Raw genomic sequence first — 13,515 nt, forward strand, 5'->3', positions numbered from 1 at the left:
GAGAACAGGAGGCTCAGCAGCCAGCCGGCGGCCGCGAGGCCCCCGACGACCAGCGCTCGGCGCAGCAGTCGGTGGAGCCGGCCGGCGGGCGCGAAGCTCGCCCCGTCCACCACGACCACCATCGTTCACCTGCTCACGCCACGTACCCAACGGATGCCGTCCGACAGTGCACACTATCTAGCAAGGCACCGACAATATGCACCCTAGCTGCGCCGAATCCACCCGGAAAGACGGTAAAAGCGCACCTTATCGGCCGTATGGGCCAATGTTGATCACGTGCCGTGAACTCCGCCACGCTCGGGACGGAGTGTCACGCTCCGCGTATTCCTACTCAATTCGCCGGCCGGCCGGCTCCGCCTCGCGCCGCGGTTCGTCACACCCCTCGACCACGGAGGGGGATGAGATGGATACCGAACGCGACCTGGTGCGGCGGGTCCTGTCCGGCGACGACGCAGCCTGGTCGGCGCTGGTTCGCGAGTACGCGCCGCTGGTGTGGTCGGTGGCCCGGCGGCACCGGCTGTCGCGAGCCGACGCCGCCGACGCGTCGCAGAACACGTGGATCGCCGTGGCCCTGCGACTGCCCACGTTGCGGCGTCCCGACCGGCTGGCGGGCTGGATCGCCACGACCGCGCGCCGCGAGTGCCTGAAGATCCACGCCGACCGCGGCCGCGAGATCCCGGCCGAGTGGCTCGACGCGCCGGAGCCGACCGACGGCGACCCCGAACCGGCGGTGCTGCGCTCGGTGCGGGACCGGATGCTGTGGCAGGCGTTCGCGTCGCTGCCGGGCCGGTGCCGACACCTGCTCGGACTGCTGGCGCAGGCGCCGGAGCTGACCTACCCGCAGCTGGGCCGGGCGCTCGGCATCAACGTCAACAGCGTCGGCCAGACCCGCGGCCGCTGCCTGGCGCTACTGCGCCGCCGCCTGGCGATGCTGGACATCCGAGAGGAGTCGGCCGGATGACCCTGCTCGCCGAGCTGGCCCGCCTCCTGCGCCTGGTGGACCCGATCCCGCCCCGAGTCCTGGCGGACGCCGAGGCCGCCGGCCGCCTGCTCCGGCCGGTCGATCCGGTGCCGGACGCCGAGCTGTTGGTGCTGCTTCTCGACACCGTGCCGGCGGTTCGGTCGGCCGGCCGGCGGCTGACCTTCGGCCGGGCGGGTGGTGTGAGGGTGTTGGACGTGGAGATCCGTCGGGTCGGCACGCGACTTCGACTCGCCGGACTCGCGCCGGGCGGCGCCACCGTCGAGATCCACGGCGAGACCAGGACCGAGACGGTGGCCAGCGACGACGGGTACTTCACCGTCGACGTGCCGGACGAGCCGGTCCGGCTGCTCGTCACCGAGCCGGGTGGGCCGCGCCGGTGCACCGGCTGGCTCTAGGCCAGCTTGTGCAGCCGCTCGATGGCCTCGTCCAGCACCTCGTCCCGCTTGCAGAACGCGAACCGCACGATGTGGCGCCACCGTTCCGGGCGGTCGGTGAACACCTGCACCGGCACGGCCGCCACGCCGATCCGTTCCGGTAGCTGCCAGCACAGCTCCGCCCCGTCCGCGAACCCGAGCGGCCGGACGTCGACACAGATGAAGTACGTGCCCGCGCTCGGCCGGACCTCGAAGCCCGCCGCCGCGAGCCCGGCTGCGAGCCGGTCCCGCTTCGTCGACAGGTCCGCGCGCAGGCCCTCGACCCACGCCGACTCCGTCGCCAACGCGTGCGCCACGGCCGGCTGGAACGGCGCCCCGCCGACGAAGGTCAGGAACTGCTTGGCCGCCCGCACGGCCGACACCAGCTCCGCCGGCCCGCACGCCCAGCCGATCTTCCAGCCCGTGCAGTTGAACATCTTGCCGGCGCTGGAGATGGTGACCGTCCGGGACGCCATCCCGGGCAGCGTGCCCAGCGGTACGTGCTCGACGCCGTCGTAGGTCAGGCACTCGTAGACCTCGTCGGTGACCGCGATCAGGTCGTGCTCCACGCACAGCGCCGCGATGCCCGCGAGCTCCGCGCGGGTGAACACCGTGCCCGTCGGGTTGTGCGGGGAGTTCAGCAACAGCAACCGGGTCTTCGGCCCGATCGCGGCTCGCAGCGCCTCGAGGTCGACGGCGAAGCGGCCGGAGCCCGGCTCCTCCACCAGCGACACCACCCGCCGCGTCGCGCCGGCCAGTGCCACCGACGCGGCGTAGGAGTCGTAGTACGGCTCGAACAGCACGACCTCGTCGCCCGGCTGCACCAGCGCGAGCATCGCGGCGGCGATCGCCTCGGTCGCGCCGACCGTCACCAGCACCTCGGTGTCCGGGTCGAACGACGTGCCGTACCGACCGCGCTGTGCCGCGATCGCCGCCCGCAGCTCGGGGCGGCCGGGGCCGGGCGGGTACTGGTTGACTCCCGACGCGATCGCCTCCTGGGCCGCCGCCAGCATCGACGGCGGACCGTCGGTGTCGGGAAAGCCCTGCCCGAGGTTCACCGCCCCGGTCCGGGCGGCGAGCGCGGTCATCTCCGCGAAGATCGTCGAGGTGAACGGCTCGAGACGGGGTACCAAGGCTCGTCGGCGCACGGGTACGCAGTCTCACGGACAATGGTCTTGTGCGGCAACTGACGGCCCCTACGAACAGCGCCCCGATCCCGGGCGAGGCGGAGAAGCGGCGCGGCCTGCGGAGGATGAAGCTGGTCGCGCTGTCGTTCCTGCTCGGCGCCACGGTGATCTTCCTCGCGATGTCCTTCTGGCAGGCCGCGGGCGCGCCGGCGTGGGCGGGCTACGTCAAGGCCGCGGCCGAGGCCGGCATGGTCGGCGCGCTCGCCGACTGGTTCGCGGTCACCGCGCTGTTCCGGCACCCGCTGGGCATCAAGATCCCGCACACGGCGATCATCCCGACCCGCAAGGACGCGCTGGGCGACAGCCTCGGTGAGTTCGTCGGCACGAACTTCCTGTCCGAGCAGGTCGTCCGCGAGCGGCTGCGCCGGGTGGGCGTGGCCGGGCGGCTCGGCGGGTGGCTCGCCCAGCCGGCCAACGCCGAGCGGGTGACAGCCGAGCTCTCGACCGTCGTGCGCGGCGCCGTCGCGGTGCTGCGGGACGAGGACGTGCAGGCCGTGCTGGAGCAGGCCGTCGTGCGCCGGCTCGTCGCCGTGCCGTGGGGGCCGCCGCTGGGCAAGCTGCTGGCCGGCGTGTTCGCCGACGGCGCGCACCACAAGCTGGTCGACCTGATGTGCGACCGCGCGTACGAGTGGGTCAAGGCCAACCACACGACCGTGCTGCGCGTGGTGTCCAACCGGGCGCCGAGCTGGTCGCCGAAGTTCGTCGACTCGATGGTCGCGGACAAGGTCTACGGCGAGGTGCTGTCGTTCGCGTGGCTGGTCAAGACCAACCCGGGCCACCCGATGCGGCTCGCCATCGACAAGTTCCTCGCCGAGTTCGCGCAGGACCTGCAGACCGACGAGGCCACGATGCAGCGCGCCGAGGCGATCAAGCAGCAGGTCATCGAGCACCCCGAGGTGCAGAACGTGATCGACTCGGCCTGGTCGACCGCGAAGGCCATGCTGCTCGACGCCGCCGAGGACCCGTCGAGCGAGCTGCGCAAGCGGGTCGGCGAGGGGCTCGTCACCCTCGGCCGGCGGCTGCGCGACGACGACTCGCTGCGGGAGAAGGTCGACAGCTGGGTCGAGGGCGCCGCGGCCTACGTCGTGCTCAACTACCGCGACGAGATCACCACGCTGATCACCGACACGGTCCAGCGCTGGGACGCCGAGGAGACCTCGCGGAAGATCGAGCTCCAGGTGGGCCGGGACCTGCAGTTCATCCGCATCAACGGCACCGTCGTCGGCGCGCTCGCCGGTCTGCTGATCTACACGGTGGCCCAGCTGATCCTCTAGCCGTTCGCGCGTGCCCGCTCCCGCCACGCGCGGGCCTTCTCGCGGTTGCCGCACACCCGCATCGAGCACCAGGTCCGCGAGTGGTTGCGCGAGCGGTCGAAGAACGCCCAGCGGCAGCCGTCCGCCGGGCAGATCTTGATCCGGTCCCACTCGCCCAGCACGGCGAGCCGGCTCGCCGCGGCCAGCACCGCGCCGACCACGTCGTCGGCGACCAGGCGCGGGCCGTCGGCGCCGATCGAAACGGTGACGCGCGCGGACAGGCCGGGCTGCCCGGTGCTCGGCTCACCGACGGCCGCCCGCAGCGCCGTCCGCAACGCGGCGGTCGAGCCGGCGGTCGATTCCGCGGCCGTGTCGGCGGTCGAGTCGGCTTCCGAGAGCCCCCGCGTCGTGAGCCACGCGCGCCAGCCGGCCGGGTCTGCCAGCAGATCCGTGCCGTCCTCGACGTCGATCGTGTTGAGGAAGTCCAACATCAGGTCGACGTCGGCGTCCGCGGTGGTCACGACACCACTGTAGGCGCTTTGCCGGTTGCTCCAGTACCGTAACCGTTGCAATCAATACACCGGTTATGGAGGTATGCGATGACCACCGCCGTTCCCCGCCTCGGGTCCGTCGTCCTGGACTGCCCGGACCCGCGTGCGCTGGCGGACTTCTACGCCCGGCTGCTCGACTGGCCGGCGGGCGAGAGTGACGACGACTCGTGGGCGACCATCGAGGGCCCGGCCGGCGCGATGATCGAGTTCCAGCGGGCGGCGGACTACCGCCCGCCGACCTGGCCGGACCCCGAGGTGCTCCAGATGTTCCATCTCGATCTGCGGGTAGACGACCTCGAGGCGGCCCACGGGCGGGCCCTCGCGCTCGGCGCGAAGCTCCTCGACCAGCATCGGACGTTCCGGGTCTACGCCGACCCGGCCGGCCACCCGTTCTGCCTCTGTCAGGTCTGAACTAGCAGTTCACAGCACTAAACACAGGGTGTATAGACGGCAGCTATACACCCTGTGTACTGTGTCCGACATGTCAATCGGGCACACACTTCTCGGCCTGTTGGAACACGGCCCACGGCACGGCTACGACCTCAAGCGGACGTACGACGAGCACTTCGGCCACGACCGGCCACTGCACTACGGGCAGGTCTACGCGACCCTGTCCCGGCTGCTGAAGAACGGCCTCATCGAGGAGTCGGGCGTCGAGCACGGCGGCGGGCCGGACCGCAAGCGCTACGCGGTCACCGCCGAGGGCGTCACCGACGTCGAGCGCTGGCTCGCCACGCCCGAGAAGCCCGAGCTGTACATGCAGAGCACGCTCTACACCAAGGTCGTGATCGCGCTGCTCTCCGCGCGCGACGCCGAGGACGTGCTCGACAGCCAGCGCGCCGCACATCTGCGCGCGATGCGCGAGCTCACCGAACGCAAGCACGGCGGGGACCTCGCGGACCAGCTCATCTGTGATCACGCCCTGTTCCATCTCGAGGCCGACCTGCGCTGGCTGGAGCTGACCGCGGCGCGCCTCACCGAGCTCGGAAAGGCGGTGCGCTCGTGACCGAGCCACTGAAGCAGCCGCTCCTGAAGGCCGACCGGATCGTCAAGTCGTTCGGTCCCACCAAGGCGCTCGACGGCGCCTCCATGTCTGTCGTCGCGGGGGAGGTCGTCGCGGTGATGGGGCCGTCCGGCTCCGGGAAGTCGACGATGCTGCACTGCCTCGCCGGCATCCTCCAGCCCGAGGGCGGCACGGTCACCTACGCCGGCCAGGACCTGGGTGCCATGCCGGACGTGCCGCGCAGTGCGCTGCGCCGCACGGAGTTCGGCTTCGTCTTCCAGTTCGGCCAGCTCGTGCCGGAGCTGACCTGCGTGGAGAACGTGGCACTGCCGCTGCGGCTCGGCGGCCGCAAGCGCAAGGACGCCGAGTGGGCTGCCCGCGAGTGGCTGGCGCGCCTCGAGGTCGACGACGTGGCCGCCAAGCGGCCCGGCGAGGTCTCCGGCGGCCAGGGCCAGCGGGTCGCGGTGGCCCGCGCGCTGGTGACCGGCCCGAAGGTGATCTTCGCCGACGAGCCGACCGGCGCGCTGGACTCGCTCAACGGCGAGCACGTCATGCGCCTGCTGACCGACACCGCGCGGGAGTCCGGCGCCGCGGTCATCCTCGTCACCCACGAGCCACGCGTCGCGGCGTACTCCGACCGCGAGGTCATCGTGCGCGACGGGCAGACGCGGCAGGTCGAGTTCGCATGAAGGTGTCGAGGGGTCCGAGGGGGTGGGTGAGCGACCTCGCCTTGGGAGTCCGGCTGGCCGTCGGGGGTGGCCGGACTTCCTTGGCGAGGTTCGCGCTCAGCACGTTCGGCATCGCCATCGGGGTGGCGGTGCTGCTGGTCGGCGCGTCCGTCGGGAACATGGTGTCCGAGTACCAGGTCCGCCAGTACGCCAACTACGTCGGCGAGCAGCAGCAGCCGATCTCGGGCGTGGACCCGGTGTACCTCCACCAGAACCCGACCGAGTTCCGCGGCGAGCAGGTCGAGGTGTCCTACGTCTACGCCTCGGGCGAGAACCACCCGGTGCCGACCGGCATGCGGGAGCTGCCCGAGCCGGGCGAGCTGGTCGCCTCACCCGCGCTGGCCGACCTGCTGCGCTCGACCGAGGGCGAGCTGCTGCGGCCCCGGTTCCCGGGCGAGATCGTCGGCGAGCTGGACCAGTCGGTGGTGCCCCAGCCGGGCGACCTGCTCGCCTTCGTCGGCGCTCCGGCCAAGCTCGCCGACTCGCCGGACGCCCAGGCGGTCTACGAGTTCGGCGGCCCGGTGGAGCCGCGGCAGTTGCCGCCCCAGCTGTTCATCCTCATCCTGGTCGGCTCCGTCGTACTGCTGCTGCCGGTGTTCATCTTCGTCGCCTCGACGAGCCGGATCGCCGGCGCCGAGCGGGACCGGCGGCTCTCGGCGCTGCGCCTCGTCGGCTCGGGCGCGCGGCAGGTGCGGCGGATCGCGGCGGCCGAGTCGCTGGTCAGCGCGCTGGCCGGGCTCGTGGTCGGCGGCGCGGCGTTCCTGGTGATGCGCGGCGTGGCCGAGAACCTCCAGCTGTTCGAGATGCGGGTGTACTCCGCCGACGTCGTGCCCGACCCGGTGCTGGCGCTCGTCGTGGTGCTCGCCGTGCCGGCGCTCGCCGTGCTCACCGCGCTGTTCGCGTTGCGCCGCACGATCATCGAGCCGCTCGGGGTGGTGCGGCGGGCCAAGCCGGTGCGCCGCCGCCTGTGGTGGCGGCTCGCGCTGGTGGTGCTCGGGGTCGCCCTGATGACGAGCCAGCTGGGTGCGGACCGGGGCTCGACGTTGTGGGGCTTCGTGGTCGTGGTCGGGACGGTGTTGCTGCTGGTCGGCGTGCCGGTGCTGCTGCCCTGGCTGGTGGAGCGCGTCGCCGGGCGCATCGAGGGCGGGCCGACGTCCTGGCAGCTCGCGATCCGCCGGCTGCAGCTGGACAGCGGCACGTCGGCGCGGGTGGTCGGCGGCGTCGCGGTCGTGCTGGCCGGCGCGATCGCGCTGCAGACGGTCCTGATGACCGTCGAGTCCGACATCGGTCTGCCCGGCAGCCCGGAGCGCGAGCCTGCCGTCCAGGTGAACGTGCGACCGGAGCTCGCGGCGGACGTCGACGCCGAACTGGCCGCGGTGCCGGCGGTGCGGGACAGCCACACGGTGCGGTACCTGTCCGGCTACGAGCCCGGCGCGGGCCGGGACGGTGAGCGGAACCAGTACCTGAACGTCATGGACTGCGCTGCCGTCCGGGAGCTCGTCGGCATTCGGGAGTGCCGGGACGGGCAGGTGTTCGCCATGGAGGGCCAGGGCCCGACCGCCCGGGGCGGCGAGACGCTGGAGTTCCGCGCGTACCCGGACTCGGAGGACTGGGACCCCGACTCGGACTACGAGAAGGTCGGTACCTGGACGGTGCCGGACGAGCTGGTCCGGCTGCCGCTGCCGGAGGAGGCGCAGGTCTGGGGGTCCCTGGTGGTCACCCCGGGTGCGTTCGGCGGCCAACCGCCCGCCGGCGACCAGGCCGGCGTGCACGTCGCGATCGGCGACATCACCCCGGACGAGCTGGAGCAGATTCGCAACTCGGTGGCGGAGTACGGCCCGGACGTCAACGTGTACTCCTACGACACGGCCGCGGATCTGTCGGAGAACCAGCAGATCCTCGTCAACATCCGCAACGCGCTCTACGCGGGGGCGATCTTCACGTTGCTGCTGGCCGGGGTGAGCCTGCTGGTGCTCGCGCTGGAGCACATCCGTGAGCGGCGCCGGCAGCTGGCGATCCTCGCGGCGACCGGCGTGCAACGCGGGGTGCTGGGGCGGTCGCTGCTGTGGCAGGTGACGCTGCCGATCGCGTTGGGGGTGGCGGTCGCGCTGCTCACCGGGATCGGGCTGGCCTGGCTGATCGTCCGGCTGACCGGTGCGGATGACGTCCCGATGGCCATCGACTGGCCGGGCGTCGCCCTTCTGTCCGGCGGCGCGGGGGTGCTGGCGGTGGGGGTGACCGCGCTGACGCTGCCCTTCCTGCGCAGCGCCACGCGGCTCACCTCCCTGCGAACCGAGTAGCGGGGGGTCGGGGTGCGGGGCCGGCGACGTTCGGGACGTCGCCGGCCCTCGCATGTCAGCCCGTCAGGCCCCACGCGGCGGACATGTGCCAGGCGGCGCAGATGTTCACGTCCAGCAGGTACGCGCCGGCCTGGCCGCACTGGCCGTCGGCGGTGCCCGGGTCGAGCGGCTGGCCGTGCCCCATGCCGGTGATCGTGTAGGTCTCCACCAGGGTGCGGCCGCCGCTCGCGTACACCGCGTGCGGGTACCCGGCCACGGTGTCGGTGCTGGTCGGCGTGGCGGGGATACCGTGCACGTTCGTCCACTGCTCGACGAGCTCGGTGGCGTTGGCGGGGCGGACCGTGAAGTCGGCGTCGCCCTGCCAGACGCTCACCGTCGGCCACGGGCCGGTGTGCCCGCTCGCCCCGCGCACGGCGTCGCCGAGCTGGGCGGGGCTGAGGTTCTTGCCGGGGTTCATGCAGGAGAACGCGTCGATCATGCTGGTCGCACACTTGTAGGCGATGCCGGCGACGACCCCGCCGTTCGCGAACATGTCCGGGTAGGTCGCCAGCATGACCGCGGTCATCGCGCCGCCGGAGGACAGGCCGGACACCACGACCCGGGCGGGGTCCGCGCCGGTGTCGGTGAGCTGGCGGCGCACCATCTGCGCGATCGACTCGGCCTCGCCCTGGCCGCGGGCGATGTCGCCGGACTCGAACCAGTTGAAGCACTTGCTGGAGTTGTTGGCGCTCTGCTGCTCGGGCAGCACGACCGAGAAGCCGAAGCGGTCGGCGAGCTGGACCCAGCCCGAGCCGGTGCCGTAGCCGGCGGCGTTCTGCGTGCAGCCGTGCAGGGCGACGACCACCGGGCGGTTGGCGGGCAGGCCGTCGGGGACGTAGCGGAACATCTTGAGGGCGCCCGGGTTCGAGCCGAAGCCGGTCACCTCCACGATGCTCGCCGCCGAGGCTGTGGAAGCGCCCGCCAGGAGCCCGGCGAGCAGAGCGATGATGGCCGTAACGGCCTTGACCAGTGACTTCACACCGCACCTCGCTGTGATCGGCATCACTTTTCTTCGAGGTTAGGTAATTTCCGCCCGCGCCGTGAGAGTGGTGACCACCACATTCGGTCCGGCGATTGTGGTGGCCGGCCGCATACCCCGGGCGCGGCCCGGCTCCTAGCGTGCTGCTCGCAGCGTCGCGCAGGAGGTTCGCCATGATCGCTCGGGTCGCCGTACTGACCGCCGCCGTCACCGTGCTCGCGGTGGCTTCCGGCCCCGTGGCCGCGGCCGGGCCCGGCCCGGGCTCGCACTGCGGGCGGGCCGACCGGCTGCACGTGCCGTTCGCCGAGCATCAGCAGGTGTCCTGTGTGGACGAGCTGACGACCGCGGGCACCGTCGAGTCCGGCCACACGGTCGAGGCGGACTGGACCGGTCTCACGCAGGCGAGCCTGTCGCAGCCGAGCGGCGTGCCGGGCATCCAGGTCGACGGCTACTTCCCGGACTCGTCCGGTCCGTCCACTCAGCCCAACACCCACCATGGCTGGAACCACGACGCGCAGTTCGTGCTGCGGCTGCCGGACCGGTGGAACGGCGGGCTGGTCGTCACGGGCTCACCGGGCAACCGCCGGCAGTACGCCAACGACCGGGCGATCGCGGACTCGGTGCTGGCCAAGGGATACGCGTTCGCCGCGACCGACAAGGGCAACACGGGCCCGACCTTCTACCACGACGGCCGCCGGCCCGGCGACGCGATCGCGGAGTGGAACAAGCGGGTGACCCAGCTGGCCATCGCGGCGAAAGCCGTTGTGGCGCAACGATATGGGCGACTCCCGGCGCGCACGCTCGCGGCCGGCATCTCCAACGGCGGCTACCTCGTGCGCTGGCAGCTGGAGAACAACCCGTGGCTCTACGACGGTGGCATCGACTGGGAGGGCACGCTCTGGCGGGCGTCGGGGGAGAACATGTTCGACTTCCTGCCCGCCGCGATGCGCGCGTACCCGGCCTACGAGTCGGGTTCGCCGGAAGCTCACCAGGCGATGCTCGACGCCGGGTTCGCGCCCGGGTCGGAGTTCCTGTGGCCGTACCACAACCAGGTCTACTGGGACTTCACGCAGCGCGTGTACCGCGAGGAGCTGGACCCGACCTTCGACGGCGACCTGGACGCGGGGATCCCGTACTGCGCCAGCGGCACCCCGAACTGCGATGCCGACTACGACTACGCCGCCCGCCCGGCGTCGGTGCACCGCGCCGTGGCGCGGATCGGGCTGACCGGCAAGATCGGCAAGCCGCTGATCACGCTGCACGGCACGCTCGACACGCTGCTCCCGATCGCCCGCGACTCGGACGTCTACGCCTCGATGATCAGCGACGCCGGCCGCGGCCACCTGTTCCGCTACCACCGCATCGAGCGCGGTACGCATGTGGACGGTCTCGTGGACGTGTACCCGGACAAGCTGGAGCCGATCGCCCCACACTTCCGCACGTCTTTCGGCGAGCTGGAGTCCTGGCTGGACCGCTGACCGGCCGATGCCCCTGACCGACCCCGCCAAAGCCCGCGCCCTCACCTGACCAGCCGGCGAAGCTCGCGCGCATGCGCGTGCAGAACACAAGAAACGCAGTCCCCCACCCTGTCCCGGGGGCGTCCCTCGATGCCAGTCTATCGGGCTCCACCGACGATTGGGCTGGTCGCGGGCTTGCTGTGGACAACTTCGCGGCTTGTGGACAACCCGTTCGGCGAGGGACGCTCAGAGGTGCACACGAGGTCGTGTGGGCGCCGGAGGGAGCGGAGATGATCGCTCGGGTTTGGCGGGGGTGGGCGGCTCGGGAGCGGGCCGACGAGTACCAGCGGCACTACGAGGACGAGGTCTCCGTCCATCTCACCGGCGTGCACGGGTTTCGCGGCGCGCGGCTGCTTCGTCGGGTCGAGGGGGACGAGGTCGCGTTCACCTCGATCACGTTCTTCACCAGCATGCAGGCGGTGCGCGGCTTCGCGGGCAAGCGGCCGGAGCAGGCGTTCGTCGAGGACGCCGCCCGGCGGATGCTCTCTCGGTGGGACGACGAGGTCACCCACCACGAGGTAGCGGTGGACCTCTAGGGATCGTCGGACGGGGACGGGCGCGGCACCATGCGCTCCTCCGCCATCCGGTGTTCCTCCTGCTGCTCCTTGGCCGCCGGGTGATAGAGATCGTCGGCGATGCTCATCAGCGCGCCGTCGACACCGCGCCGCCGCGCGAAGCGCGCGAACTGCCACATGCCGTACATGACCGCGGCGAGACCGGCGGCGAAGACGACGTAGGGCAGCACGACACCGACACTACTCAGTCGTGCAGCCGGTGCAGGCGCAGCGCGATCTGGATCTCCAGCGCACGTTCCGGCTGCTGCCAGTCCTCCCCGAGCAGCGACGAGATCCGGTCCAGCCGCTGCACCACGGTGTTCACGTGGACGTGCAGCCGCTCCTTCGCCCGCGTGAGGTTCGTGCCGCACTCGAAGTACGCCTCCAGCGTGCGCACCAGGTCCGTGCCACGCCGACCGTCGTAGTCCAGCACCGGGCCGAGCGTCGCCCGCACATAACCCCCGAGGTCGGTCCGGTCGCCCAGCAGCTGCCCCACGAAGCCGAGATCCGACAACGCCGCGCCCTGCCCTGCCCGCCCCAGGTCCAGCAGCGTCCGCACGCAGCGGGCCGCCTCCGCCGCGGCCGCCGCCAGCGCCACCGGTCCGCGCACCGGCACGGACGCGCCGACCGTCACCGGAGCGTCCACTGTGGACGCCAGGTCGGCGGCCAGCTTCTGCGCCAGCCGTGGCGTTTCTTCGGCGACCAGCAGCACCACCTGCTCGGCGTGCAGCCCCACGAGCGTCGCGTACCGGCCACACGCCATCGCGAGCCGCCGCCTCGGCACGTCGTCGCAGTGCGCGATCAGCACCGTGTGCCGGGCGGCCAGGTCGATGCCCAGCCGTCGCCCCCGGGCCAGCAGCGCGGCCGGGTTGCGCGAGGGCGCGGTCAGCAGGTCCGTCAGCAGCTCGCCGCGCACCTCGTCCTCGGCCTTGGCCACCGACCGCCGCAGCAACAACAGCAGCGCCGCCACCAGGCCGGCCCGCTCGAACAGCCGCCGGTCCGCGTCGGCGAGCGACGGCCGGTCGGTCAGCACCAGGCTGCCGAGCAGCTCGGGGCCGGCGAGCACCGAGCACACCCACTCGTCCCCGGACCGCACCGCCCGGCCCGACGACCGCGACGCCGCGATCGCCTCGGCCGGCAACGAGACGGGACCGGCCGACACCCGCGCGAGCTCGGCGCCGGCGTCGTCGAACAGCACCAGCCCGCCGCCGAGCACGGCCGCCACCTCGGTGACCACCTCGTCCAGGTCGCCGCCGCGCAGCACCAGCTCCATCAGCCGGTCGTGCGCGTGCTCACCGCGACGCATCTCCTCGTTCTGGCCGCCGATCGTCTCGTTCGCGCGCCGGGTCTCCGCCAGCAGCTGCGCGTTGTCGATGGCGATCGCCGCGTGGTCGGCGAGCGAGCTCAGCAGCGCGACCTCCTCGGCGGTGAACTCGCGGCGCTGCCGGTCCGCGGCGAACAGCACCCCGATCACCTTGCTGCCCAGCGAGAGCGGGACGCCGAGGATGCCGACCATGCGCTCGGCGCTGACCGCGTCGTCGATGGACCGGGTGTGCGCGAACCGCGGGTCGGACAGATAGTCCGCGCTCGCGTACGGGTGGGCGGTCTGCGCGACCAGCCCGCCGAGGCCCTCGCCGTGGCCGATCCGCAACCCGGGCAGCTGGTCGGACACCGAGCCGTCGGTCACCCGCATGTACGTCGTGCCGGCGTCCTCGTCGTTCAGGCTCAGGTACGACAGGTCCACCCGCAGCAGCTGGCGCGCCCGGCGCACGATCGAGCGGAGTACCTCGTCCAGGTCGCGCAGCTTCGACAGGTCGCGGGCGGTGTCGAACAGCGCCGTGAGCTCCGCCTCGCGCCGGCGGTGCTCGGTCAGCGTGTGCCGGATCCGCAGCGCGAGCTCGGTCGCCTCCTCGAGCCGGGCCATGCCGGCCGCGTCGAGGTGCGGGCGGGCCTCGACGGCGACGTGCGCCAGCTGCTCGCTGCTCGCGTCACCCGCGAGCAGTTCGAGC

At 72.1% G+C, this 13,515-nt stretch carries 14 protein-coding genes; 9 read left to right on the plus strand and 5 right to left on the minus strand.

What is annotated here, in order from left to right; translation table 11 throughout:
- Positions 1-403: 403 nt before the first annotated feature.
- Positions 404-961, plus strand: a complete 558-nt coding sequence (locus tag ACRDSK_RS25175) for an RNA polymerase sigma factor (RefSeq protein ID WP_431443723.1) — start codon at positions 404-406, stop codon at positions 959-961.
- Complete coding sequence (locus ACRDSK_RS25180; RefSeq protein WP_431443724.1) at positions 958-1,377, plus strand: hypothetical protein; 420 nt, start codon at positions 958-960, stop codon at positions 1,375-1,377. Before ACRDSK_RS25175 ends, ACRDSK_RS25180 begins: the two co-directional genes overlap by 4 nt.
- Here the strand turns inward: ACRDSK_RS25180 and ACRDSK_RS25185 are convergent.
- Complete coding sequence (locus ACRDSK_RS25185) at positions 1,374-2,543, minus strand: pyridoxal phosphate-dependent aminotransferase (protein WP_431443725.1); 1,170 nt, start codon at positions 2,541-2,543, stop codon at positions 1,374-1,376. The genes ACRDSK_RS25180 and ACRDSK_RS25185 overlap by 4 nt on opposite strands.
- A 29-nt stretch (positions 2,544-2,572) precedes the next feature.
- Here ACRDSK_RS25185 and ACRDSK_RS25190 point away from each other — a divergent pair, with 29 nt between their 5' ends.
- Complete coding sequence (locus tag ACRDSK_RS25190; RefSeq protein WP_431443726.1) at positions 2,573-3,856, plus strand: DUF445 domain-containing protein; 1,284 nt, start codon at positions 2,573-2,575, stop codon at positions 3,854-3,856.
- On the opposite strand, the gene ACRDSK_RS25195 is transcribed toward ACRDSK_RS25190, so the two are convergent.
- The gene (locus ACRDSK_RS25195) at positions 3,853-4,326 is read right to left on the minus strand and encodes a CGNR zinc finger domain-containing protein (protein ID WP_431443737.1); all 474 of its coding nucleotides are present in this window, start codon (positions 4,324-4,326) and stop codon (positions 3,853-3,855) included. The two genes, ACRDSK_RS25190 and ACRDSK_RS25195, sit on opposite strands and share 4 nt — an antisense overlap.
- A gap of 108 nt (positions 4,327-4,434) precedes the next feature.
- Between ACRDSK_RS25195 and ACRDSK_RS25200 the strand changes: the two genes are divergently transcribed.
- The 4 genes from ACRDSK_RS25200 (at position 4,435) to ACRDSK_RS25215 (ending at position 8,417) form a co-directional block, all read left to right on the plus strand.
- The gene (locus ACRDSK_RS25200; protein WP_431443727.1) at positions 4,435-4,797 is read left to right on the plus strand and encodes a VOC family protein; all 363 of its coding nucleotides are present in this window, start codon (positions 4,435-4,437) and stop codon (positions 4,795-4,797) included.
- 70 nt (positions 4,798-4,867) lie between these two features.
- The gene (locus ACRDSK_RS25205) at positions 4,868-5,392 is read left to right on the plus strand and encodes a PadR family transcriptional regulator (protein ID WP_431443728.1); all 525 of its coding nucleotides are present in this window, start codon (positions 4,868-4,870) and stop codon (positions 5,390-5,392) included.
- Entirely contained in the window at positions 5,389-6,078 is a 690-nt protein-coding gene (locus ACRDSK_RS25210) for an ABC transporter ATP-binding protein (protein ID WP_431443729.1), read from the plus strand. Before ACRDSK_RS25205 ends, ACRDSK_RS25210 begins: the two co-directional genes overlap by 4 nt.
- A 26-nt stretch (positions 6,079-6,104) precedes the next feature.
- Positions 6,105-8,417 carry an FtsX-like permease family protein gene (locus ACRDSK_RS25215; protein WP_431443730.1) on the plus strand — a complete coding sequence of 771 codons (2,313 nt, stop codon included), beginning with the start codon at positions 6,105-6,107 and terminating at the stop codon, positions 8,415-8,417.
- 55 nt (positions 8,418-8,472) lie between these two features.
- On the opposite strand, the gene ACRDSK_RS25220 is transcribed toward ACRDSK_RS25215, so the two are convergent.
- Positions 8,473-9,459, minus strand: a complete 987-nt coding sequence (locus ACRDSK_RS25220) for an extracellular catalytic domain type 1 short-chain-length polyhydroxyalkanoate depolymerase (protein WP_431443732.1) — start codon at positions 9,457-9,459, stop codon at positions 8,473-8,475.
- Positions 9,460-9,608: 149 nt separating this feature from the next.
- Here ACRDSK_RS25220 and ACRDSK_RS25225 point away from each other — a divergent pair, with 149 nt between their 5' ends.
- Both ACRDSK_RS25225 and ACRDSK_RS25230 read left to right on the plus strand, forming a co-directional pair.
- Complete coding sequence (locus ACRDSK_RS25225; protein ID WP_431443733.1) at positions 9,609-10,913, plus strand: tannase/feruloyl esterase family alpha/beta hydrolase; 1,305 nt, start codon at positions 9,609-9,611, stop codon at positions 10,911-10,913.
- A gap of 269 nt (positions 10,914-11,182) precedes the next feature.
- On the plus strand, positions 11,183-11,488 hold the full coding sequence (locus tag ACRDSK_RS25230; RefSeq protein ID WP_431443734.1) for an antibiotic biosynthesis monooxygenase family protein: 306 nt from the start codon (positions 11,183-11,185) through the stop codon (positions 11,486-11,488).
- Here ACRDSK_RS25230 and ACRDSK_RS25235 read toward each other — a convergent pair.
- Together ACRDSK_RS25235 and ACRDSK_RS25240 are read right to left on the minus strand one after the other, a co-directional pair.
- Positions 11,485-11,697: a hypothetical protein gene (locus ACRDSK_RS25235; protein ID WP_431443735.1), complete on the minus strand. Its 213-nt coding sequence runs from the start codon at positions 11,695-11,697 to the stop codon at positions 11,485-11,487. The genes ACRDSK_RS25230 and ACRDSK_RS25235 overlap by 4 nt on opposite strands.
- A 14-nt stretch (positions 11,698-11,711) precedes the next feature.
- The coding region (locus ACRDSK_RS25240; protein WP_431443736.1) for a helix-turn-helix domain-containing protein at positions 11,712-13,515 on the minus strand (1,804 nt) is incomplete at its 5' end.

It is taken from the genome of Actinophytocola sp. (assembly GCF_050699915.1).
GTDB lineage: Bacteria > Actinomycetota > Actinomycetes > Mycobacteriales > Pseudonocardiaceae > Actinophytocola.